Here is a 23,743-nt window from a genome sequence, read left to right as displayed (position 1 = left end):
TGCGGTAATAGCAGGTTATTAGTATCAGTGCCGTGGAACAGCTATATCAACAAAGATTAATAAATGTAACGCAAACTTCGCGATAACGACAGTTGACAGAAAACACGGCAAACGCTATACCAGACGTATCAAAAGTTAATAAGATAGTTCTTAATTGAATGCCTTTCTTAACAGCGCTTTTTTCTGTGTGTTAACAGATAGGCATGGTTGCCAATCAATTACATGAAGGTCCAAACTATGGGCGTAATGAAAACACCTGGCGTATATATCGTTGAGCAGAACGCATTCCCAAACTCCGTCGTTGAAGTTGCTACTGCGGTTCCCGCCTTTATTGGATATACAGAAAAAGCGGACAACGGTGGTAAGTCGTTAAGTAATCAAGGATGGCGTATTACGTCCATGTCGGAGTATCGTCAATATTTTGGTGGAGAGCCTCAGCATTTATTTGAGATATCCGAAATTGGTACCACTCCTGATGCAAATACCCGAGAAGCGTTTAAGCAGTCTGGAAAAACCTACCAGATAACCCAATCCAACACCCGTCATCATCTTTACTACAGCATGCTGTTTTTCTTCCAAAACGGTGGCGGCCCTTGCTATATCGTTTCGGTAGGTAATTATTCCGATGATATCGACGCAGCGGTATTAAAGGGCGGTATTCTGCCGCTGATTAAAGAAGCAGAACCTACCATGCTGCTTATCCCTGAAGCCATTCAATTGGCGGAAGACGATTGTATTAACGTCGAGCAGGCCATGCTTGCCCACTGCGGCGGCAAGATGAAGAACCGCGTGGCGATCCTCGATGTCTGGAATGGTTACAAAGACCGTCAGCATCCTGATGGTGACTGCGTTGAAAGCTTCCGCTCCAAACTCGGTACCAACTATCTTGATTACTCCGCCGCATATTATCCCTGGCTAAATACCTCCATCGTGCAGGACAGCGATGTCAGCTTCCTCAACATCAGCAACATCGACAAGCTTAGTGAACTGCTGACTGTCGAAGTGTCGGCGATGTTCAGTGACTTAGAGGGCCTTTCGGAAGAAGAACTCAGCACCGGGGGAAACAAACTGAGAGCCACGCGCAAACAGGCGATGCTCGACGAGATAGCCAAACTCAGCGCTGATATTTTACGACCGGATGCGGTACTGCTGCATAAGATCCTATCGAATATGAGTCCGTTATACCAAACGATTATGTCGGACATTAAATTCCAGCAAAATATCATGCCACCATCTTCGGCAATGGCTGGTATTTATACCATGGTCGATAATTCTCGCGGCGTATGGAAAGCCCCGGCCAACGTCAGCGTTAATGCCGTGGTCTCCCCTACCGTCAATATCAGCGATGACGAACAAGAAGATCTCAACGTCACCACCCAGGGCAAATCGATCAACGCCATTCGGCCGTTTATCGGAGAAGGCACATTGGTCTGGGGAGCCAGAACCCTTGATGGCAATAGCTTAGACTGGCGCTATATCAACGTCAGACGCACGATGATCATGCTGGAAGAGTCTATCAAGCTTGCATCGAAAGCCTATGTCTTTGAGCCCAACGTCGCCAACACCTGGGTGTCGATGGAGAGCATGCTGGGTAACTTCCTGTACGGTATCTGGAAACGTGGCGGATTAGCCGGTTCAACACCGGGTGAAGCTTACAATGTCAGCGTTGGGTTGGGTAAGACGATGACCGGTAACGATATTCTGGAAGGTATTTTGCGTATTACCGTTCTGGTTGCGATGGTTCGACCGGCTGAATTTATCGAAATTACCTTCCAGCAAAAAATGCAGGAATCCTAGATTCTGACCGCTGCATAGCGGCGTGGTTAGCATTCAGTATCGTCAAATTTAACGTGGATAGCTTTTCAGGAGACTCCCATGGCAGATGATGGTTCAGCGCAATCCGATACCGTATGGCCGATGCCGAAATTTCATTTCGAAGTGAAATGGGATGGCGGCGCGGGCGCGGGCATGGTTTCAGCATTTCAGGAAGTATCAGGGCTAGATTTAGAATCACAGCCTATCGAATATCGCGCAGGTAATAGCCCGGTATTTTCAACCATAAAAATGCCTGGCTTGATTAAGAGCGGTAACGTCACGCTGAAGAAAGGTATTTTTAAAAGCGATAACAAGTTCTACGACTGGTATTCAAAGATCAAGATGAACACCATCGCCCGAACCGCCGTCACCATAAACCTGCTTGATGAAAGTGGCGCACCGGTAATGAGCTGGAAGTTAAAAAATGCCTGGCCCACCAAAGTGACCGGCACCGATTTAAAGTCGGACAGCAATGAAGTGGCCGTTGAAACTATTGAACTGGCCCATGAGGGATTAGAAATCTCCGTTTGATTTCTTGTATTGAGCAAAACCGTATTCCGGGAATAGGGAAAGTAACATCATGGCAACCTCACAAGGTACGGGTGCTGCTCAGGGTGATGGCGACTGGCCTCTTCCGGCTTTCTACTTCAGCGTTTCTATCAGTGGCTGTGCGGGTGACACAGCCTTTCAGGAGGTCTCTGGGCTGGAATTCCAGATAGAAACCGAAGAGTATCGCGAAGGCGGAAATAACCTCGTTTACCATCTGCCCAAGACGATCAAAAGCAGCAATTTAAAGCTAAAACGCGCAGTGACGGATAAGGGTTCGAAGCTCGTGAGTTGGTGTCTTGATATTTTGACTGATGAGCTATCAAAACCAATTCAGACAAAAAGCGTGTCGATTAATTTGCTCAATGAGAAAGGAGCGACCTGCAAAAGCTGGACGGCCTCTAATGCTTATCCCGTCAAGCTGACGATGACGCCTTTCAACGCAATGCAAAATGATGTCGCGATTGAAGAGATTGAAATTTGCTTTCATCATTTAAAAAGGAATCTATAACTGTGCCATTAGAAATAAAACAGCTGGTGATAAAATCACAAACCATCAACGACGATAATAAAACTCCGTCATTCGCTGCCGAACGGCCAGGCATTGCTCCTGAAGAAAATGTGTCAGTTAATGTTCTCCCTTATCACTTTATGTCTTCACCTGATGAAGCAAGAGAAAGATAAGTGATATAAACAAAGGGAATTCAGTATGGAAAAAATAACAATAAAATCAATTACGGCTAAGGGAACCGTCGCCCAAACCTTTTCGGCGACGTTAAACCCCAATAGCATTAAGCATAATTTTGGCATTTCCTACACGGATAAAGGCCCGCAGCAGCAGGGTGATATCTCACCAACCACGGTGTTTAAAGGCTATGAAAGCGAGAAACTGGACTTCGAACTGCTGCTCGACGGTACCGGTGTCACCGGCAAAACAAGCACCGACACGGTACAGAAGCAGCTCGCCACGCTGAAGAAAGTGACCTACGCCTATAACGGCGAACAGCATGAGCCTAACCCGGTGGTCATTGCGTGGGGGTCCTCTGTAAACTTCCAGGGCCGCCTGACCGCCATTAGCATCAACTACTCGTTGTTCGATTCCTCCGGCAACCCACTGCGCGCCACGGTGTCACTTAGCTTTGCCAAATATTTAACGCAGCAAGAAAAAAGCGCGTTAAAAAAACAATCCTCCCCCGACTTAACACATATTATTGAATTCAAGGCGGGCGACACCCTCCCCATGCTTTGCCATAAGATCTATAACGACAGCAGTTATTATATTGAGGTTGCCCGGGCTAATAATCTGGTCAGTGCCAGACAGATCAAACCCGGCACCATAATTTACTTTCCTCCTTTAGTTTAGACATCAGGTTAATTATGGCTATTTCCCCATTAAACAATAATAGTACTGGCGTAACCACCTACACCATTAAAGTCAATGGTAAAGCGATTGATAGCGCCATAGGCATTATCGCAATCCATATTCACTATCAAGTGAATCATATTGCCACAGCGGAACTCACCATTAGTGATGGCGATATGCCAACCCAACGCTTTGATGTCAGCGATGCCGATACCTTTAAGCCAGGCTCGACCATTACTATTTCTGCTGGCTACGCCAGTGATGAAAAAACCGTTTTCGAAGGGATTATTATTAGCCATGGCATAGAAATCGCAGCCAATAACAGCTCATCCCTCTGCGTTGTTTGTAAGGACCAGGCCATTGCCATGACTATTGCCAAGCATAGTCAATGTTTCCTCGCGAAATCCGACAGCAAAATTATCAGTAGCCTGCTCGCCAATTACCCTACTATCAGCGCCTCCGTCGGCAGTATTAACGAGCCTCTGGCGGAACTGGTTCAATTTAACAGCACCGATTGGGATTTTATCCTGACCCGTGCAGAGGCCAATGGCTTTGTGGTCACCAACCAGTCAAATCAGGTGACGGTTGATAAACCTGCGATCAGCGGTACCGCAGCGCTAGTGGTGACCTACGGCACCGATTTAATGTCGTTTTCCGCCAAAGTCGATGCACGAAACCAGCTAACTTCCGTGAAGGCCACCGCCTGGGACCCGGTGAAACAGAGCATGGTGACCGGCACCGGCCCGGCTCAATCTATCTCCGGCCAGGGAAATTTCACCAGCAGCGAGTTGGCAAAGGTGTTGGGCATTAGCGATTACACGCTTCAAACTGCCTCGACCCTAAGCACCGATTCCTTGACCCGCTGGGCGGGTGGTCAGCAGGTGAAAGCGATGCTGAGCAAGGTCCGCGGCAGCGTCACTTTCCAGGGAAACGCCAGCGCCACCATCAACAGCTTGCTTGAACTCGCTGGCGTGGGTGAACGCTACAACGGATCGCACTATGTTAGCGGTATTCATCACAGCATTGAAAAAGGTCAGTGGATTACCACGGCTGAGCTGGGGATGTCACCAATGTGGTCAGCGGATCACCGCGATATAGGCGCACCACCGGCTTCAGGATATTTGCCGCCCGTCGATGGCTTACAAATCGGTGTGGTCACCAAATTAGATGGCGACCCGGAGGCAAACTATCGCATCCAGGTAAAAATACCGACATTGAGTAGCGAAGCGAATCTCATCTGGGCAAGATTGGCCTCCTGCTATGCGTCCTCAGGCTTCGGTAATTTTTTCATTCCGGAAGTAGGCGATGAAGTTATCGTCGGTTGTATTAACCAGGATCCCAGCAACCCCATTATTCTGGGCTCGCTCTACAGCAGCAAAAATAAAATGCCGCAAGAGATTACCGCTGACAATCATATCAAGACCCTCGTCACCAAAAGCAAAATGAACATTATTTTTGACGACGAGAACAGCGTTATGACGTTAAAAACCCCCAGTGGCAACACTATCGTTATCAGCGATAAAGCTAAATCCATCACTCTAACCGACCAACATAATAACGCGATATGCATGGACAAAAGCGGCATTGCTATCACCAGCAGTAAAGATGTCACTATCTCCGCTAAAGGTGCCGTCAATATTAGCGCCAATCGCGATACGATCATTAAGGCTACCGGTGACGCCAAAATTTCTGGGCTAAATGTGTCTGCGCAAGCCAATACAGGGCTAACGCTAAAAGGAACGGCAACCGCAGAACTCTCGTGTTCCGGTATAACCACCGTCAAAGGCGGCCTGGTCAAAATTAATTAGCGACTAACGGAGTGGATATATGCCCCTGGCTGCAAGAATTACCGACTTACAGATGTGTCCAATGGCCACGCCAGGACTTCCTCCTATTCCTCATGTCGGTGGCCCCGTTATCGGCCCCGGCGTGCCCACGGTGTTAATTGGTTCATTGCCCGCCGCGGTGGTCGGGGATAACTGCGTCTGCGTCGGGCCGCCATCAACCATCGTGAAAGGGTCCGCCACGGTGCTGATCGGTGGCAAACCGGCGGCAAGAATGGGCGATACCACCAGCCATGGAGGAACCATCACGATTGGATGCCCCACGGTCATTATTGGCGGTTGATTACTCGCGGCGAGGATAGCGTGACATTTATGCCAAACGACAACGCGTTTTTAGGAACCGGCTGGGCCTTTCCGCCCAGCTTTACCGGGCCCAATCACCAGGTCACCATGAGCGCTGACCTACAGGATATCGAACAGAGCTTAACGATCCTGCTCTCCACTACGCCAGGAGAACGCCTGATGACGCCGGATTTCGGCTGCCGGATAAATCAGTTTGTATTTGAAGAACTCACGCAGACGGTATTAACCCAGTTGGCATCTGAAATTCGTCACGCCATTTTATTTTTTGAATCACGCATCAATGTTGAAGATGTTCATTTTTTACCTGAACCGCTCTCGGGGAAATTATTGATTCAAATTGACTACAGCGTTATTACCACCAACACGCGCAGTAACATGGTTTATCCCTTCTATTTAAACGAAGGTACGCTGGTCTCGCCTCAGCTACTGCCGTTAGCTAACGAGTGGGATATCGCATAATGACCTCAAGACAGCAGCGGCAGGATGAGGCAATAAACTCATCTCTATTTAACCCACACGAGCTCAGCTTTGAGCAGTTAGTGGTCTGGGCACAACAATTTGCCCAACAACTGCCGTTTAGAAACCTGCAAGACCAGGCGGATGGTCACTGGGGGAATTTATTCCAAAAAAGTGAGATTGTCGTCTGCGCGGCTATTTCTACCAGCGATACGAAGCATATCCAGACACAGTTCAAGCAAGCACTCGCGCACAGCGAAGACCTGACCATTAAGTTTTTACTTATTCTGTTAAACCGTTTACAGGCATGGTATCAACACCTCCCCGGTACGCCAGAGACGGCTTATCAGTTTAAATACTACCTGCTACATGAATATCAGCATCACCTCTCGCTGCCGCTGAGTCTGGTCATCACCCGCTTGCCCGAACAGTTTCGCCATAGCGTACAAGAACTCGATCCGCTGTGGAATCTGGATCAGCACACGGTTGATACCGCATCGCCCGTATTGCTGCACAGTAGCTTTACGGAACAAATGCGCCACTGCTTTGCAAAAATAGTCTACGTCTTAGAACAGATAAAACAGCAAAGCCAACAGGTACTTCAGGCCGCGCTGGCGCATCAGGAAAATAACCCGCAGCAGGCGCTCTATTTTGCTTTCCTGAAACTGTTTGAACGCGCCCAGCAGAGCCTTAATCAGTTCACGGAAAAACATCTGCAGTTTTACTACCGTCAGGTTCTGCTGCAGGATAAACAACCCACGCCAGAAAATTCAGTGTACTTAAAGCTCGCATTAAACCATCAAAGCAACAGCACGATTCAATTTGAGCAAGGTACCGAATTTAGCCCTGGCGACGACCCTGACTTTAAGTCGATCGTTTATCGCAGTCGCTATCCCATCGAGGTCACGGACGCGGAGGTGTCGCACATCTTCAATCTCACGCTACAGCGCGACCCACTCGTTTCACCCGAAAAAGAGTCTGGCCTGGTATGCGGCGTTAGCGGGCAGCGGGTTCTGATTATGCCGGAGGCTAGCGGAGATAATTTCCCGAAAGATCAGCAATTCGCTATTTTCAACAACAAGTATAAAACCGAAGACAGCACGCAACCGATGGGGCTGATTATCTCCGATCCCCTGTTTTCTATGCAGCAGGGTAAGCGCACTATCGAAATCGTGGTGCATCTTAAGGAGGTCCGCTCGAGTATCGTGGCTCAGGAACTTCTGACGGTCGATGATAATAATAAAACCAGCGCAGCGTTAACCCGAATATTTGCCCAGCTACTCGCCATGCATAGCCACCTGTTTGAAGACTGGGCCGCCAGCATAACGGCCAGCGGCCTGACCAAACAGATTAGCCAGGAGCAGCTCAGCGAGTTTCGTCAACTCAAGCCATCACAGCGGGTCTGGGTAGCCTATAAATTATTTTATCTGCAAACGCTACAGCACCTCTGTTCCACTGCAGAAACAGGGAAGCCATACGGGTTATCCAAGCCAGACGTCCTCTTTCGCATCATCGGTCAACTGGTCAGCCGGCGCTGTCTTTATACAACGCCCTGGTTAAGCAAAACGGATATTGCAACCGCCCTTCGCGGTTTAAAACCGATCCTGGTCAATGAGCCTACGGCTTACACCACTATCGAAGAGCTTCTCAGCCACTCCGCTATGGCCGCGTTTTATCAACTCTTCCAGGGCGTGTTCCAGATTGAAGCCTCAACCGAAAACGGTTGGGAGCCGCTTGATAACGTCGAAATTTATCCCTGCGTTGCCCGTGATTGCCAAATGGGCTTCAAGGTGAAATGTCATATTGATACCGGGTTTGCCCCAATTATCCCGCGCTATGCGCATCTCCCACACAGCGCGTCGCTAAAAATAACCCTGAAGCGGCAAAGCAACTGCTTTCCTTACGCCATTTTCCGCGACTTTGAATTATCAAAACTGGCGATGACGACCCAGGTAAGCGGCGTAACCCAAATGCAATTATTTAACCCTGAAGGGCAAGTTGACTCTTCACAGCCCTTCTTCTTATTTGGTTCACAGCCCTATCTTGATGCTTATATGGTGATTGCCAACGAAGAGATTGCCAGGAAATCAATCAGCCAACTCTCGCTGCACCTTGACTGGGGTAACCTGCCGAGGGGGTCTGATGGTTTTAAGCAGTATTACGCTCAGTATCCGTACCCCTATACCAATGCCAGTTTTCACATGCGTGCGGAAGTGCTCAATAACGGGCAGTGGGTTGAATTCGCCCCCGCGGGTTTGCCGTTATTTACGCCGGCAAGCGGTGCGCTTCATCATGACAGGCATCTTCACTTTTCGAACATGAGAAACAGCTACCCCCCCGTCACGCGCCCCTGGCCAAAGACCCCTTATAGCAACCAATCAGGCCTGCGCAACGGGCTTTTTAAACTGATGCTCACGGGCCCTGAACAGGCATTTGGTCATAAAGATTATGCCCCCTTACTGAGCGACACGCTGACCTACAACGTCACTAAAAAACATAAAAAGATCTTGCCGAATCAGCCCTATACGCCATTAGTCACGCATCTCTCCCTCCATTATTCGGCGGAATCTACGATCGATTTACTGAGCATCGACAGTCGCAACCAAAGTGAAATCGTTCACCTGCACCCATTTGGTGAAAACGTGATTTACCCACCTAAGCCAACACGTCAGATCCACCGGCCTCGATTCTTCCCGAATTACAAAGAAGATAGCCACTGTTTTATCGGCATCACCGCCAGTGAATTGTCGGGGTATTTAAATATTTTCTTTGTCTTTGACGGCAGCTCCAGGCTGCTGATGCCCTACCCATCAACCTCATATCGCTGGTATTACCTGGTCGATAATGAATGGCAGGCGCTCAACCCGCATCAGATTATCCATGACACTACTCTCAACTTTCTTACCACCGGTATTGTCACCTTAGATCTGCCAAGCGAGATCAACACCGACCATAGCGTAATGCCATCGGGCCTGTTCTGGCTGCGGGTTAGCACCAACAAAGGGATCGACCGCTACCCTGACTGCCTGCATGTCGCCACTCACGTAGTGAAAGTCACCGGCAAAGGCGCCCCCCTTGCCGACGATGGCATTACCCCGCTCCCGTTTTCTGCCTGGCGAAGCTCGCCGCGAAAAGCGAATCTGGCCGCCATTGCGCAGCTCAATGCCATGATAAAAATCCCCGAAACGGAGAGCGAACAGCACTTTCAGATGCGGGTGAGTGAAAACCTGCGGCATAAGGGCAAGGCATTAACCCCCTGGGATTACGAACACCTTATTCTGGAAAACTTCCCCGAAGTGGGTTCGGTGCACTGTTTTCCAACCCGCCGCTATGAGGCCCATGGCAAGGTGCCTGGTCACGTGTTGATTATCGTGACGCCGCTCAATACCGACTGCGATCATTCGCTGTGTTCGCCAAAGCAGTTAGATTCTTCATACCTTCTCGCTATTCGTCGCTTCCTGCTGTCCGTGTCTCGCTCGCACGTGCAGATAGAGGTCCGTAACCCTGGCTACGAGAAAATTCAGATCCGCTGCAAAGTCACATTAAAAGAGGGGGTGAGTCATGGCCCTGCGTTACGCAGACTGGAACACGCCATCAAAGCGCAGCTATGCCCCTGGGAAGCCGATACCCTGAATACCGGGCTGGGATTTTGTTTATCGCTTGAGAAGCTCAGCGCCTTTATTCTGCGGCAAAAAAACGTCGTTAAGGTCAGCGCGCTTTCCGCGCTAAAAATCAGCCTCGATGAAGATACCGAGTACACGCTTCAGGACAGCGCAGCGACCAATCAACCAATATGCGCGGCTTATCCCTGGTATTTGTTGATTCCCGAAGAACATCAGTACATTCAGATTTCACCCGATAACCTTGCCCATAAACCGGTGACCGTCGGTATTGGCGAATTGGTGATCGGGGAGCAATTCATCGTCAGCACATCAACAACGTCTAACCCTAAAGGCGCTCAAAATAATGGCTAAACGTAATCGAAGCACGCTTAAGAATTATTTTCGTCATGGGACCATGCCGTCAGCTGAACATTTTTCAGACTTAATTGATTCTTGCGTTAATCAGAGTGATGAAGGCTTTATCAAACCGCCGGAGACAGGCCTGCAGCTCAGAGCATTAGACCAGCAGCATCTGCTGAGTTTTTATCAGCAAAACAGCCCTGACACCCCGCTGTGGCACGTCGGTTTTGCTCCGCAGAGCATCAATTTGCAGGTTTTCGCCAATCCCGTGGCGGATATCACCGAAGAGAGCCCTGAGGGCGGCGACACAATACAGGCCATCAATCTCTCGATGACGCCTAAAGGGCTGGTGGGCATCAATACCGACACGCCGAGGCAGGCCCTGGATGTCAATGGGACGATTGCCTCTCAGGGCAGAATGGGCGGCGTGATGATTGATACGCCCATTCCCGCCGATGGCGAATGGCACGATATCACCCCCGAGCTTGAAGGGTGCCATATGTTCGAAGTGGTCGCCGGGATCGGTATTCGCTACAGCGGGCGCTATGCGCTAGTGCACGCCATCGCCATTAACACCTGTGCGCCGAATAAACGGTGGTGGCACTGGGGAGATAAAAATCCGATTCAGATGACCCAGGCATTCTTTCATTCTTCGGCCGATAAAATCCAGCTGCGCTGGCGCCAGCATAACCACCGCGGCACCGTCCGCCCTTACGCGCTGCAAATTCGCACCAACACGCCATTTGGAGAAGACCAGACCATCCAATACCACATTACGCAATTATGGAATGACCCTTTCATGCAGCAATGCCAGCACGTGGCGGCTGGGGAGTAAATGCCATCATGTCTAAGACTATTTCGAAAGCGCGCCACAACGATAATCTGAATAGTTTTGAACATCTCTATCAGCTCGGTCTGACGTACATTCAGCAGCTGAGCGGCCATCTCTGGACTGACTACAACACCCACGACCCGGGGATGACTATTCTTGAGCAGGTGTGCTATGCGCTGACCGATCTTATCTACCGCTGCGAGTTCGAAGTCACCGACTATCTTAGCGAACCCTCGGGGAACATCGATTATCGGGCGCATGGGTTAGCGTTAGCGCAGGAGATCCTCCCGGCATATCCCCAGCAGCCTGAAGAGTATGAAACCTGGCTCCTGGCGCGACTGCCTGAGCTCGATAAAGTCTGGTTACGCAGCAGCGAAAATGGCCCGCTCCTGGGCATTTACACCCTCAATGCGCAGCTCAACCATTTTTACGCATTAAGCCAGCAGCGTTCTGTGGCCGGCCAGCGTTCGGTTTATACGCAGCAACATGCGGCCCTTCATCGCATTCGCCAGGCGTTTTATCAGGTTCGAGCCGTGGGGGAAGACCTGGCGGCGATCGAATTAACCGGACAGCATCCGTTGACGCTTACCGCCGTCATTCACATCAGCGACGATATTGCGGATGTCACCTGGCTTGCCGCCTCTCTATACCACCGGATCGGCCTTTGGCTTGGGTCAAACGGGCAAAACATGCCCGTTGATGTCATTAAAGAATCCCTGCTCGCCGAGGACGGCATTCTGCAGATTGAACGCCTCGAATTTTTCCAGCATAGCGACAACCACCAAAAATCAGACCCTATCGATATTATCGCCCCTTTTTCTTATTTGATGCTGCCGGAGGCCTCGGCACATTCAGGGATTGAGGTCGTTCAGTTCCAGCACCCGGTAAGCATCGACTACGCCGATCTCGCTATTCAAATAGAGCAGATCCAATACCAGCAGCGTAGCGCCCAGCTTAAAACGGCCGCGCCACCCGCGCTGCCGGTGGGGCAATACATTGATTTCAGCCGCTATGAATCGATCCAAACCCTGTTCCCCAGGAACTACCATTTAGCGCCGGGAACACCGAATCAGTATCATGCGCAACAGCAGGCGCAACGGCACCAACTCCGCAGCTATTTGCTGCTGTTTGATCAGCTGATGGCTAATTTTTGTGATGATATCGCTGGGCTAAACGCGCTGTTCTCGCTGTCATTAGCGCCTGAAATTAGCTATCACGTACATCGTCTGCAGGATGATGAGTTCTATAATATCGATAAACATTATCCGCATGATGCCAGCACAGCCCTGGAGCACCTGCGCGCCCAGCTTGATAATTATCCAGAACGCAAAAATCGTATTTTTGATTATTTACTTGCCCTTTATGGCGAACGTTACCCGGAGTGGTTACACCGTCAGTTCAATCCCTATTTTTCGGCCCCGCAATTAGAAAAGCAGCTACTGAAATATAAACAGCTGTTTATTCTGAATATCGTCACGATGACCAATGGTCGAGGTATTGGCGACAATTTACTTCTCCCCCATCATCAAGGCGGATATCGCCAACGCCTGGCGTTGCTGCTGGGGATACTGCCGCAGGCCGACGCCTCTGAGAAGTACGGGCACACCATTGCACGGTATTCACTTAACCTGGCCTCCAACCAACGCTATTTCCACAGCGATGTCGGTAAAAACGCGCGGTGGTTAAGCAATCCCGAAGCGCAAGCCGCGCTACTGCCAATAGCGGAAAACCACTTAACGGCATGCCCGAATGAACAGGATATTGAGGATACGCTACTCGCGACGCCGCTTTTTCGCGAGCGCACGTTGCCGGAGGCGTTGCTGCAGTTTGGTGTTGATAACCGCCGGTATCGCCTGCTCTCACGCCAGGATCATAGCGATCATCAGCTATTTTTTAACGCCGGTATCGACGGTCACCAGCAGTGGTTGCCTATTGCCAGCCACGCTGACCAACAGGCGCTCACCCTGCTTTGTCATCAGCTGCAACGCTGGCTGATTCACTTAAACCAGAGCAGCGAAGGGCTTTACGTCGTTGAGCCGATTTTACTGCGCCCCGAGAACGCTAACGCCTTGTTAAGCGACTATGCCAATCGGGTCATTCTGGTTTTACCGGGCTTTACCGCTCGCTTTAGCAATCTCCGGTTCCGGGAACAGGTGGAACAATTAGTCATTGAAAACAGCCCGGCACACCTGTTGACGCAGTGTCTGTGGCTTGAATTCGCCGTTTTTGACCAATTCGAAACGCTCTATCACCAATGGCGACAGGCGAAATCCGACGCATTACAGCAAAAAGAACGCCAGCCCGAGTGCGATGCCATCGCCCAGCAGCTTGGCCTGTTAATGCAGCGCGCACGCAGTGAGTTAGATGAGGTAATGTGCCAATGAGCCAGTGCCACAAAATCAATCACCTCAATCTCGACGTTGATTTCACCAGCTTTGCGGACGCTGAAAATTTCGAGTCACGTGCCGCTCAGTGGGTGATTCAACAGTTTCTCCCGGTGATGGAGACGGTATTTGACGAGATCTGTCCTGAGCATCAAACCCTGGTTATCGACACCCTGACCCTCGATCTCGGCACGCTCAACGCCAGCACGTTTTATCAGGAGGCGCCAGAAAAGCTCAAACAGCAACTACAGGCAACGCTGCGTTCACAGTTGGGTGTTGCCAGGCAGGCGTCGTTTTCCGTTGAATCGACAGGCATGCAGCTGTTGAGCCAGCAGCAGCGTCGCTGGAACGTGCTCTGGCAGTTCCTCAGTACCGGCGCGCTTCCGTGGTCAGTCTCTGGCGAACAGGCGCTGGAAACGCTCGGCTTATCTGACATGCTAATCGAGCATTCCGCCCGATTGATTGACGAGCTCAAACATGCGCAGCGGCCTGAGCACATATTGCAGCGCATCGTTGAACAATTTTCCGACGATAACATTGCGGCGCTATTCCCGTCGCTGGCGACGGCGCAGCAATGGAAAATGATGTCCCTGTTATTAGCGCATCCTAAGAGCCGGCACGGAGACCTGGCCGACCGGCTGGCGATAGCGTGGTTTACCCGCTTCACGCAGCTGCTTACTGAGCACAACTTAGCCCCGCTTCGTGCCGAGTGGGAGATGGCTGTGCAGCAGTTTGCGCCACAGCTGATTAAAGCCCTCTATCAGCGGCATGCCGATAGCCAGCTGCCCTGGATTCTGGTACGCGATTTAACTCAAACCGAACGTTTTCAGCTACTTCGCGTATTAACGCCGCAAGAATACCCATTTTTGCAGGCGATTTTACACCGGCCTGAGTGGTGGTCGGTCGCCTATCACGCCGATGCAGCCACACGCCACGTGGATGCCGAACAAGCGTTGCCCGTGGGAGACTCCCGCACGGTATTACCGCCGTCACAAATTCACCCGCAGCTATGGCGGTTTACGTTCCAGTATCTGCTTGTCAATCGCGGCAGCGCGTTCAACCGCCAAAGCTATATGTCAGGCCTGGTGGTCAGGATGGCCAATTCGCAAAACCAGAAGGCCGATGCACTACTGGCGTCGTTAATTGCGGCGCTGAACAGCACCACTATCGACAGCACGCTGCGCGGGCAATTACTCGATTTACTCCATACCATTGCGCCACTCATTGCTTCATCGTCGCCGTTAAGGACACCAGAGAGCGCCGCAATCTCCCTGCCCGACGCGGCGATGCAACCCGGTGGAGAAAACGTAACGTCATTACCCAACATTAACGAACTGCTGCTGGCGCTCTGTTCAGGCTCGGAGCAGCAACTTCAGCGCTATTGGCCCCCGGCTTCCCCCCCGTTTGCCGACCTGCTACGCGGATGTGGCCAATTGGCGTCTGTTCGCCGTCATTGGGCCGAAACCTATTCTGATGATACCTTGCTGTCGCTGGTCAAAGTGCTGGAGCCCTTTGCGCCCCCCGTCATACGCCGCCTTATCGCGGATCATCGTTGGCTTATGCCTCAGAGCGCCGATGTTCCCCCCCGCGCGACGGTGATCATGTTCTGGCAATTCACCTTCGACTTTCTCATTGTGGAAAGTGACCGCGAATTTACCCCAAACCGCTTCCTCCGCTATGTCATCCTGCGGATGGCGGCCTGGCGAAATATCACGGTGACAGCGCTGCTGGCAACGCGACGAAATAACCGGATGCATCGCGGTGACCTTGCTCTGGCGGGGACGGCGTTGAGCGGCCTGCTGGAAGCGCTCGACCCAAACGGGTTCTCAGAGGCCTTTGCTCAGCCTGTTGAGCCGTCTCCTGTGCGCTTGCCATTAGGGCTTTCTCCCGCCCTGATAAGTGGCCTTACGCTGACGCAACTGGCCGACATAGAACAGATTGTCACCACGTTACAACGTGCCGATCAGGCCCGGTGGAACAGACAGATCAAACAATGGCAGCGCGAGCACGGGCAACGTCTTGCCCCGCTGATCCTCAGCATCGGGCAGTCCGTTGCCACGCTAAAACGCTGGGTGGTGCATTTCGATGATGCCACCTTATTCACATTGACGGCCATTATTCAACCAGCCGCTAGCGAGAGCGTGCGCACGATGATCCACGAGAGCCAGACGCTTAAGGCAGCCGTTAGCCATGCGTCAAATCCGCTCAGCGTCAGCAATACCAGAAACGCGCTATGGGAGCTGTCGCTGCACTACGTGATAAGCCGCAGGGGAAGTGAATTTAACCAGTATCAATATTTGCTGAAGATCGCTGAACAGCTTTCTGCCCGTTACCAGGTCAACCTCGACGTACTGATTGACGAGTGGTTAAACCTGAGCGACAGCGGCTTTTTATGGCGTCAGCAGTTGCTGGAGCTTATCGGGCACTATAAGCGCCCTCTGGTCACCGCATCGCAACTGCTGACGCATATTCAGTCCGATGAGGGCATCAGAGCCATCACTCAGCCACAGCGCGAATGTCTACAGCGCTACGCCGCGGTCAATGCCTCGGTGGTAGCAACCCAACTCCAGACGTGGAACATTCCCCAGCTAACGCGGTTGGTTCGCCTTATACAGCCGCAGCTCAGTGAGCGCACCCTCGCGCTGATCCCTCTGCTGCTTGCGATAACCCGGCAGTTCACCTTGTCTCTGCACTGGTTTTACGCATTACTGCTGAGCAACCACTGCCCAGCCACACCTGAGCAATGGCTTCAACGGCTGTTGCGTCAGATGCACAAGCACCCTACATCGCTGGGCGGCGAGCGCTACCATCAGCTACAGCAGTTTATCCTCGGCAGTAACGTGATTCATCGCCCTCTGGCGGAACGCAGGCGGTGGTTAGATAGCCTTCTCCCCGAGGCAGCGTTGCGCGAGGCATTACTGCGCTGGTTTGACGGTAAAGGGCCGGTCCCGGCGATAAGCATGTTGCTGAACCTCGGGCCGCGCTCGGTGCAACACCCTCTGTGGCCATGGCTGCAGCGCATGCTGGCAAATCCGCGTCATCTGCAGCGATGGCTAACCGAGATATCCACTGAAGCACATCTGGCGATATTGCTGCCAACGCTGACCAGCACAACGTTCGCGCTGTTGGCGTTACGTCAGGCATTTTGCCAGCTCTTTGCTTCATCCACACAGGGCGAACGACTGTACTGGCAAACGCTCTATCACCAGCACTGGATCAAAGGGATCGCCCTCACCGCCGCCCCGTTCATGGCGGAAGTGCTTAGCGAATTACATCAACGGTGGCGGACGCTCGCCCATCAGGACAACACGGCTGCTGACGCACCGGTTGCCGAACTGGTGGGTCGATTGCTGCCGCTCATCCCCTCCGTATCACTACGAGAAACGCTGGTACAGATTGCACAGCGCGACTGTCGAAAAACGCCGGACAAAACGGCGTGGACAACGCATCTGAATCACCAACACCCCGAAATTAAACAGCTTATTGAGGCGATTGATATGACAGACAAGGACGTGAAGAAAAATGCCGGTATCCCCTGGAATCCCCCGCAGGATAACGCAGAAGTCAGCGCGGAACCCGTTACCGTTCACAACGCGGGATTAGTTATCGCTTCGGTCTACATTCCCATGTTATTTCAGCGGCTAGCGCTGACCAACGGGGGCAAATTCGTGGATACCTCCGCGCAGCTGCAGGCGCTGTTCTGTCTGCAATGGATGACCAATAACACCAGCCACGCGCCCGAATACCAGCTGTTGTTGAACAAAGTGCTCTGCGGCGTTGCGCCCTCCACGGCCATTCCTCAGCAGGTTGCCTTACCGGAAGGGGCCGAAACGCTCATCGAAGGGTTGCTCACCGCCCTGATTTCTCACTGGCGAGCCCTAGGAAAAACCTCTATCCGCGGTCTGCAATCCACCTTTATTCAACGCGAAGGCGTGCTCACCTTTACCCCAAAACACTGGCAGCTGAATATCATCCCCGGCACTTTTGACATGCTGCTCGACCAGTTGCCCTGGAGTTTTCAGGCCATCAAATATCCATGGATGGATATCCCTCTTTTTGTGTCATGGCGCTAAGGATAAAAACAATGATAAGTCCTGGTTTCAGTCTGTTATCGCTTATTCGTCAGCCTACGCCTCGCCTGGCCAGACATCTTCTCTGCGGCCTGCTGTTCGCGCTGCCGGCGATGGGTTACGCTGCGCAAAACGGCCCGGTCGATAGCGCCTTGCCGTATAAAACATGCAGCAAACAGCTCACGGCAACCGATAAGCGCAATTTGGGAAAAGCGATACAAACGCAGCTTGCCGATTTTTATCAGAACAACAGCGATTTCCAGGCCCAACTGAAAAGAGGTCAGCGGCTCAACGATGGCATCGTTGGCCCCACCACCCGCTACTGGCTGGACTATTTCTGCGGTGAATTTGCGTTCGCCGTTCCCGAGTCATCTAACGATCAACATCAGGTTTTTGTTGAGTCGCTGATGATTGCCCTAAACCGCGCCGCCAAGCGAAATGCGCTCTATCCAACGTGGCGCACGGCGATAACGCCTCCGCAGTTGCTTAATTTAACGCCCGCGGAAATAGAGATTAAACTGGGCCTTCGGAGCGCAGGTTCCGGTAAAAATGCCGACACGCCAAAATCTGCCGAACCGTCCGTTCCAGAAAAAACCGGCAGCGATACGGCCCCTTATTATTACCAACTAACGGAGAAAGATTTCGCCAGCCTGGCGCAGCGCCAGACCGTGCTGGCCACCTTTGCGAAGTTAGAGAAACAACAGTTTGACCAACGCAGCCAGCTGTACAACCAGCTCAGCGACTTATTCGCACAATTGAATATTACCGCGACGCCAGGGCCGAATATTGACAGCCTGATTAAATCCAGCAGTATCGAGATCCCGCATCCCAGCAAGAGCACGACGACCAGCACCAGCACGAGTACCAGCACCAATACTGCCCCACCCGCTAGCAGTGAGGGGGTTGAAAACACCGCTGAGAATCAAAGTCTCGGTGATACCCCGGCCAGCCCCTCCGTTCCATCAACGCAGGTAATTGATACCAGTACACAAAGCGATACTCAAACGACGGCGCCGCAGCTCGTGTGGCAACTGGACCCTGATGCCTTAAGCAAAACCATCAAACAATTTAAGATCACCGCTCCACCGGAAGAAGTCTTAAAAACGCTTGCACCGTTGCAGAATGACGTCTTTCCCAGCCTCTATTTATTAGAGATGGCGATGAATGAGTCGGGTATTCAGCCCACCAGCCTGCAGGAGTATGGCATCTTCAAATTAGCCATAAAAAGCGGCCTGAGCCCTGTTCATGCCGACCCCGTGCGCTGGGTCGCTCCGCCGGATTGCGGATGTCAGGACACCGTTAAGTCGATATTCACAATGGGGACTTTTTACGGCTTTTATCCTTACTGGCAGCATCTTGAAGAAGGACAAACGATTGATTTTAGCCGCTTAGATCGCATTGGCTACGTGGGTGCGGTGATGAAGCCGGAAGGAAACGGCAATATTTTAGCGCTGCCGCAAAACTGGTCAGCCGAGAAAAAATTCAGTCAGTTTATTCAGACAACCCACCGTTACCGCACCAAGCTTGACCTGGTTGTGACGACGCCGCGAGATTTGTCCCGCGACCAGCTAACCGGCCTGTTTACCGACGATATGGTGAAACAGCTGGTGGAAGCCGTGACGATGCCAATGGATAAATATGTCATCAATAATCTGAAACCGTGGATAAGCTTTGGACTCCAGGGCGTGCCGTCAATGGCCGATGGGATTACCCTGGATATCGACCTTTCCGTTTTAGACACCCCAGAGAGCCAGCAGGCCTTCTTCTCGTTCCTGGACAGACTTAAAATTGCGCTCCGCCAGAGTGAGCACCGCCAGTCCAGCGCCGCAGAATTAAGTGGCCCCCCCACCAGCGACGATACCTATTATCTGAGCGTCATTGTCCCGGTAAGTGATGTCGTTGAGCGCGAAAATCGTTTTTATAACTTCCCGAATTTCAATGCGCTCTCAAAACGAACCAACCTGCTGATTGTACGTCCGGGCTCACCGGCGACACGCGAGAAACCGGCTGACGAACTGGACCAAATTAAAGGGCTACAGCGATGGCTAAGCAAACAGCCCAATCAGCTTGACGTTCAGCAGGTATACAAACGCCTGGTACCGATGCTTATCAGCGAAGATAACCGCGACCAGACGACGGTTCTGACCCAACTGGTCAATCTTTCCAGCTGGAGTTTTTTGGGCGCAGGCTACTGGCCATTGCCGCTCAGCGACACCAATGAGAAACTGATTGATAAAACCTTCTTCCCGGAAGCCCAGCAGTATCCGCAGCCGATCAATCAGGTGATAAATAGCGTCACACGGTTGTTAAACTGGATCTGTATCCATCGCTGGGAGCTTCGAACCGGCCTGTTTGTCTCGTTCTTCTTTATTCTGCTGTTCCTGATAATCTGCATCTGGTCATACCCGCTGAGAAAACACCTGAGCCGCTTCCCGTTTGTGGCACTAACCGCGCTGTCCATTAGCGGATTGATGCTGGTATTTGTCGCCGACCCGGCGTTTCAGGCGTATCAGGGGCCGATTTTGATTATCTTTATGATTGTGATTGGCTGGATATTGTTTGCGGTGAGGATGGTGAGGAAGGAGGGGGATAAGCCTTAGAGGGCTGATTTCAGGCTGGGGATAACGGGCATTGACATTATCCCCAGCTCATTTCTGATTGCCTTGCAAAACAGAAGATCCACGGCCTTATTTTATTCCTTTACGCTTTCCTGCGAGCGAATAAATAGTTCAAATTTTTGAAAGCTTTTTTACTCACCCTCATGACTACTCGATACAGCTGCTGATGACGTTGCATCTGGCGATGAACTAAGATCATCAAGAGTAACAGTGTTTACTGTACTTAGATCAAACCCTTTCGCAATATCAATACTCAGTTTTAAAGCCTTAACCTCTTGTTGACTAAGAAGATAATCGATAAACACTTTATTTCTTACACTTTCATTAAGTTTAAACTTAGCATTTAAACCTTTGAGAATTATTTTCATCCTACCGTTATTGCTAACGGTAATTCTTTTTAGCAAATTAACAATATCTGAACGAGAGGAGATAACTAATGTCGCAGGTTTAATATCGACTGGCACCTTACTATCATCTTTTATCACCTTCATATCCAAAAGTGCGCTATAAACCCCAACTTTCGTTACACCTGATGACAACTGAAGACCGGCATTAACGTTATCCCATTGATCTCTAAAGCTTAGACCTGCGTCTTCAATATCGTCGTAGCGGAAAACAACCGTTGGCGGTATATATTCAACACACGTCAGCATTTGTTTCAATTTCTGTTCCAGTTGATCCGCCTCTTGCGATGACTGCTCCCCCCGAATAACGCCAATAATAGCTGAAGCCATGTTGGCAGCCACACCTGAACTGCTATCATAACTTGCCGCAGTGATATATCCTAAACGACCTTTTTTTTCTACTTTACTCTCATCTTCCTGCCATTTTTTATACTCAACCGACTCAGGATGATAACGAATATTATCCGCTGGGCTTGTATATTTTAGTTGCCCACCAAAGGCCGCACCTATTAAATGAGAGTTAGTATAGGGATTACGACCTCCGTTATTTTTCTCGACGATCACACCGTGAAACCCAAGGGAATAGAGTGCATCTTTGCTCCCTAATATTTCGACGGCGGCATCCCGATAAGCTGCGTTGGTCTTATCGTTAATTTTTGCCCATGGGCCACTCAATCCAGCTGAACGATATATCCCAACCCCACCTTCTTCATCTTTAACGCGCTTGAATTTCAGAAAGTCGCTCTGCCTGACGATACGTTGCGCCACTTTTTTATTATCGGCAATGGGGCTTTCTTTAGGATGGTCGACGGCCTGGCGCTGAATATTTTTCTGCGTTACCGCCACGGTCCTATTATCCATCAGACCCACGCTTTGTTTTCCATGACCTTTTTTCTGAGCTACAGCATTAGCAGCCACGCTCTTTTTATTCTCTTTCGCTCTCGGTTTTCCTATATATGTATGCATAGCCCAACCCTTTTTATTATTTCAGCAACGGCGATAGGTTTTATCCGTACCTATCACATCCGAGCAGCGCCCACAAAGACCTAACCCCCCCGCAAAGCCGAAGCCCCCAGCACATCCGCCTCATGCTCCAGCGCAGGACTATCATTCACCGCCATTCCGGCAACTGAAGTCGTCGCAGAAACCCGTCCCTGCGCCTGCTGCACCACATGCCCCAGTTCATGTGGCAGATGTTTTTCCTGCCCGGAAGCCAGGTGAATATCACTGCCCTGCGCGTAGGCATGCGCCTGCACGGCGGCAGGTTTTGCTGAGTTATAATGCACCCGAACATTGTCCAGGCTCATGCCGCTGAGACTTTCCATCCCGCTTTTCAGGTTATCGGGCAGCCCGGTTTTATTGGGTTGTCTTTGCACGGCCGGTGTGCGCTTGTCTTCCAGGGCAGCAGACGCATGGCTCTCTTTACGCTGCGAAACTGCCCGGCGGGTTGATTGATGCTGTGGCTTCTGTTTTATAAACATAACAACCATCCTCGTTATCAATCTTTCTGTATCAGATAGTTAGTTAAACCTTCCCACTTACCTGCTCCCCATGGTGTGAAGGTGCATTCATTCAAAGAATATTTTGTTATCTTTCCTGAATTCCTGACGGATGCTGGCAACAATATCGTCCTGCGATACCGTGCGTTCCCCGCGCTGAATGGCGGTTAACGCGCACTGGCGCAGCACGTTGATAACTTGCCCGCCAGCTACTTCGTAGCGGTCGGCAATGGCCGGTAAATTGACATCCTCGGCAAGAGAGCACGCCCCGTGAAACGCTTTTTGCCATAACAACAGGCGCTCTTTCGGGCCAGGGATCGTAAATTGCACCATGCTTTGAAAGCGGCGGGTAAACGCCTCGTCCATATTGGTTTTCAGGTTGGTGGCGATAATCACCGTACCGGGAAAATCCTCTATTTTTTGCAGTAAATAGCCCGTTAGCTGGTTGGCATGACGGTCGTTGGATGAACTCACCTCAGAGCGTTTGCCAAACAGCGCATCCCCTTCATCAAAAAACAGAATCCACTCTTTGTAGCTGGCGGCATCAAACACGCGGGATAAGTTTTTCTCGGTTTCACCGATGTATTTGGACACCACCATGGAAAGGTCTACACGATAAACATCACGCCCGGTAGCCTTGCCGAGCAACGCAGCGGTAAGCGTTTTGCCGGTGCCCGGCGGGCCAAAGAACACCGCCCGGTATCCCGGCTTTACCTTTTTCGCCAACTGCCACTCGTTCATCAAGGTCTGCCCATGTTTGAGCCACGCATGCAACTCTTCAATCTGCGCCATCACGTCAGCGTCCAGCACCAGATCGTTCCAATCTAGCGGTGACTCCAGTAAATGGGCCGGGAAACTGGCGCTTAGTTCCGGGCGCAGGCGCTCACCGGTGGTAAAATAGTGCAGCCACTCTTCATTTAAGCGATAAATACCGGCCCATTTGGGCACCCCATCATCAACCGACAGCAGTTGGGTAACCTGTTCCGCCATCAGGCGATGTTTATTTGAGAAAATCGCCTGAACATAAACGCGCCAGTCGGGGTCATTAGCGCTGATAAGAAAGTTGAGCGTCTGCCCGGTGGGAATAAAGCCGCTGAAGGCTTTATCGCTGACGCCGCCAAATTCCGTAAAGGGGCGGTCGATAAGGCTATTAAGCCCAAAGAAGATATCGAGGGTATCCGGTTTCACGCTCGGCGCCATAGCAAGCGCCAGGGCCAGGCGGTCAAAAAGAGAGAGTTGCCAGTCAATGATCAGGTCGGCATAGGGTGTGCCTTGCTCTAACTCAGGAGGAGAAATATCCACCCAATGGCGTTCATGCCCCTCTTGCTTTAAGTAGCTGCAAATTACCTGGTTAATGACCTGAGACAGCCACATCATCTCGCGAAAAAGCACGACAACATTGTTTGCTTGCTGATGATTCTCAAGATTGGCTTGTGGAGACATGGCACATCCTTGAAAAAAGAAGTATTAAAATTAAGACGACTTTTTGCCAGAAGCGTATGTAACATTTCAATTATAGCACGCCATACAAACTAAAATGTTTATAACAATATCTTTCGCGTTGAGACATAAGCGGAAAAATTGATAATCACGCAGAGTAGTAGATCTCATCGTCATGCCCCCTTCGCCGTTAACCCTTTGTACTAA

16 protein-coding genes are annotated in these 23,743 nt (G+C 51.1%); 13 read left to right on the top strand and 3 right to left on the bottom strand.

Going from position 1 to position 23,743, the window contains the following annotated elements:
• The first annotated feature begins 222 nt into the window (after nucleotides 1-222).
• The 13 genes from ACLGE8_RS11330 to ACLGE8_RS11270 all read left to right on the top strand — a co-directional run bounded on the left by ACLGE8_RS11330 (nucleotide 223) and on the right by ACLGE8_RS11270 (nucleotide 20,175).
• Nucleotides 223-1,797 carry a phage tail sheath family protein gene (locus tag ACLGE8_RS11330; protein WP_410998542.1) on the top strand — a complete coding sequence of 525 codons (1,575 nt, stop codon included), beginning with the start codon at nucleotides 223-225 and terminating at the stop codon, nucleotides 1,795-1,797.
• 78 nt (nucleotides 1,798-1,875) lie between these two features.
• On the top strand, nucleotides 1,876-2,346 hold the full coding sequence (locus ACLGE8_RS11325; RefSeq protein WP_410998541.1) for a phage tail protein: 471 nt from the start codon (nucleotides 1,876-1,878) through the stop codon (nucleotides 2,344-2,346).
• A gap of 49 nt (nucleotides 2,347-2,395) precedes the next feature.
• Entirely contained in the window at nucleotides 2,396-2,872 is a 477-nt protein-coding gene (locus ACLGE8_RS11320; protein WP_410998540.1) for a phage tail protein, read from the top strand.
• Nucleotides 2,873-2,874: 2 nt separating this feature from the next.
• Nucleotides 2,875-3,045, top strand: coding sequence for a hypothetical protein (locus tag ACLGE8_RS11315; protein ID WP_410998539.1), 171 nt, complete (start codon nucleotides 2,875-2,877; stop codon nucleotides 3,043-3,045).
• A 25-nt stretch (nucleotides 3,046-3,070) separates the two neighbouring features.
• Nucleotides 3,071-3,724 carry a peptidoglycan-binding protein gene (locus ACLGE8_RS11310; RefSeq protein WP_410998538.1) on the top strand — a complete coding sequence of 218 codons (654 nt, stop codon included), beginning with the start codon at nucleotides 3,071-3,073 and terminating at the stop codon, nucleotides 3,722-3,724.
• 14 nt (nucleotides 3,725-3,738) lie between these two features.
• Complete coding sequence (vgrG, locus tag ACLGE8_RS11305; protein ID WP_410998537.1) at nucleotides 3,739-5,532, top strand: type VI secretion system tip protein VgrG; 1,794 nt, start codon at nucleotides 3,739-3,741, stop codon at nucleotides 5,530-5,532.
• Between the two features lie 19 nt (nucleotides 5,533-5,551).
• Complete coding sequence (locus ACLGE8_RS11300) at nucleotides 5,552-5,851, top strand: PAAR domain-containing protein (RefSeq protein ID WP_410998536.1); 300 nt, start codon at nucleotides 5,552-5,554, stop codon at nucleotides 5,849-5,851.
• A 29-nt stretch (nucleotides 5,852-5,880) separates the two neighbouring features.
• Nucleotides 5,881-6,330 (top strand): GPW/gp25 family protein, encoded by a 450-nt coding sequence (locus tag ACLGE8_RS11295; protein WP_410998534.1) that lies wholly within the window; start codon nucleotides 5,881-5,883, stop codon nucleotides 6,328-6,330.
• Complete coding sequence (locus ACLGE8_RS11290; RefSeq protein ID WP_410998532.1) at nucleotides 6,330-10,301, top strand: hypothetical protein; 3,972 nt, start codon at nucleotides 6,330-6,332, stop codon at nucleotides 10,299-10,301. The genes ACLGE8_RS11295 and ACLGE8_RS11290 overlap by 1 nt, the downstream gene beginning before the upstream one ends.
• Entirely contained in the window at nucleotides 10,294-11,124 is an 831-nt protein-coding gene (locus tag ACLGE8_RS11285; RefSeq protein WP_410998530.1) for a hypothetical protein, read from the top strand. Before ACLGE8_RS11290 ends, ACLGE8_RS11285 begins: the two co-directional genes overlap by 8 nt.
• Nucleotides 11,125-11,132: 8 nt before the next feature.
• Nucleotides 11,133-13,505: a hypothetical protein gene (locus ACLGE8_RS11280; protein WP_410998528.1), complete on the top strand. Its 2,373-nt coding sequence runs from the start codon at nucleotides 11,133-11,135 to the stop codon at nucleotides 13,503-13,505.
• Entirely contained in the window at nucleotides 13,502-17,578 is a 4,077-nt protein-coding gene (locus tag ACLGE8_RS11275) for a contractile injection system tape measure protein (RefSeq protein WP_410998526.1), read from the top strand. The genes ACLGE8_RS11280 and ACLGE8_RS11275 overlap by 4 nt, the downstream gene beginning before the upstream one ends.
• Before the next feature lie 11 nt (nucleotides 17,579-17,589).
• Nucleotides 17,590-20,175, top strand: a complete 2,586-nt coding sequence (locus ACLGE8_RS11270) for a hypothetical protein (protein ID WP_410998524.1) — start codon at nucleotides 17,590-17,592, stop codon at nucleotides 20,173-20,175.
• Between the two features lie 149 nt (nucleotides 20,176-20,324).
• Here the strand turns inward: ACLGE8_RS11270 and ACLGE8_RS11265 are convergent, their stop codons facing one another.
• The 3 genes from ACLGE8_RS11265 to ACLGE8_RS11255 form a co-directional block, all read right to left on the bottom strand.
• Nucleotides 20,325-21,563, bottom strand: a complete 1,239-nt coding sequence (locus ACLGE8_RS11265; protein ID WP_410998522.1) for a hypothetical protein — start codon at nucleotides 21,561-21,563, stop codon at nucleotides 20,325-20,327.
• An 80-nt stretch (nucleotides 21,564-21,643) separates the two neighbouring features.
• Nucleotides 21,644-22,078, bottom strand: a complete 435-nt coding sequence (locus ACLGE8_RS11260) for a DUF4157 domain-containing protein (RefSeq protein ID WP_410998520.1) — start codon at nucleotides 22,076-22,078, stop codon at nucleotides 21,644-21,646.
• An 87-nt stretch (nucleotides 22,079-22,165) separates the two neighbouring features.
• Nucleotides 22,166-23,539 carry an ATP-binding protein gene (locus ACLGE8_RS11255; RefSeq protein WP_410998518.1) on the bottom strand — a complete coding sequence of 458 codons (1,374 nt, stop codon included), beginning with the start codon at nucleotides 23,537-23,539 and terminating at the stop codon, nucleotides 22,166-22,168.
• Nucleotides 23,540-23,743: the final 204 nt, after the last annotated feature.

It is taken from the genome of Kluyvera sp. 142486 (assembly GCF_046569695.1).
Lineage (GTDB): Bacteria > Pseudomonadota > Gammaproteobacteria > Enterobacterales > Enterobacteriaceae > Kluyvera.
Note: the sequence above shows the minus strand (reverse complement) of the source record. Positions and strands in the feature narration are given on the sequence as shown.

Excerpts from the sequence above, each read along its gene's own strand:
- ACLGE8_RS11330 (WP_410998542.1), top strand. The coding sequence starts at position 223 with ATGAAGGTCCAAACTATGGGCGTAATGAAAACACCTGGCGTATATATC.
- ACLGE8_RS11325 (WP_410998541.1), top strand. The coding sequence starts at position 1,876 with ATGGCAGATGATGGTTCAGCGCAATCCGATACCGTATGGCCGATGCCG.
- ACLGE8_RS11320 (WP_410998540.1), top strand. The coding sequence starts at position 2,396 with ATGGCAACCTCACAAGGTACGGGTGCTGCTCAGGGTGATGGCGACTGG.
- ACLGE8_RS11310 (WP_410998538.1), top strand. The coding sequence starts at position 3,071 with ATGGAAAAAATAACAATAAAATCAATTACGGCTAAGGGAACCGTCGCC.
- vgrG (WP_410998537.1), top strand. The coding sequence starts at position 3,739 with ATGGCTATTTCCCCATTAAACAATAATAGTACTGGCGTAACCACCTAC.
- ACLGE8_RS11300 (WP_410998536.1), top strand. The coding sequence starts at position 5,552 with ATGCCCCTGGCTGCAAGAATTACCGACTTACAGATGTGTCCAATGGCC.
- ACLGE8_RS11295 (WP_410998534.1), top strand. The coding sequence starts at position 5,881 with ATGCCAAACGACAACGCGTTTTTAGGAACCGGCTGGGCCTTTCCGCCC.
- ACLGE8_RS11290 (WP_410998532.1), top strand. The coding sequence starts at position 6,330 with ATGACCTCAAGACAGCAGCGGCAGGATGAGGCAATAAACTCATCTCTA.
- ACLGE8_RS11285 (WP_410998530.1), top strand. The coding sequence starts at position 10,294 with ATGGCTAAACGTAATCGAAGCACGCTTAAGAATTATTTTCGTCATGGG.
- ACLGE8_RS11280 (WP_410998528.1), top strand. The coding sequence starts at position 11,133 with ATGTCTAAGACTATTTCGAAAGCGCGCCACAACGATAATCTGAATAGT.
- ACLGE8_RS11275 (WP_410998526.1), top strand. The coding sequence starts at position 13,502 with ATGAGCCAGTGCCACAAAATCAATCACCTCAATCTCGACGTTGATTTC.
- ACLGE8_RS11270 (WP_410998524.1), top strand. The coding sequence starts at position 17,590 with ATGATAAGTCCTGGTTTCAGTCTGTTATCGCTTATTCGTCAGCCTACG.
- ACLGE8_RS11265 (WP_410998522.1), bottom strand. The coding sequence starts at position 21,563 with ATGCATACATATATAGGAAAACCGAGAGCGAAAGAGAATAAAAAGAGC.
- ACLGE8_RS11260 (WP_410998520.1), bottom strand. The coding sequence starts at position 22,078 with ATGTTTATAAAACAGAAGCCACAGCATCAATCAACCCGCCGGGCAGTT.
- ACLGE8_RS11255 (WP_410998518.1), bottom strand. The coding sequence starts at position 23,539 with ATGTCTCCACAAGCCAATCTTGAGAATCATCAGCAAGCAAACAATGTT.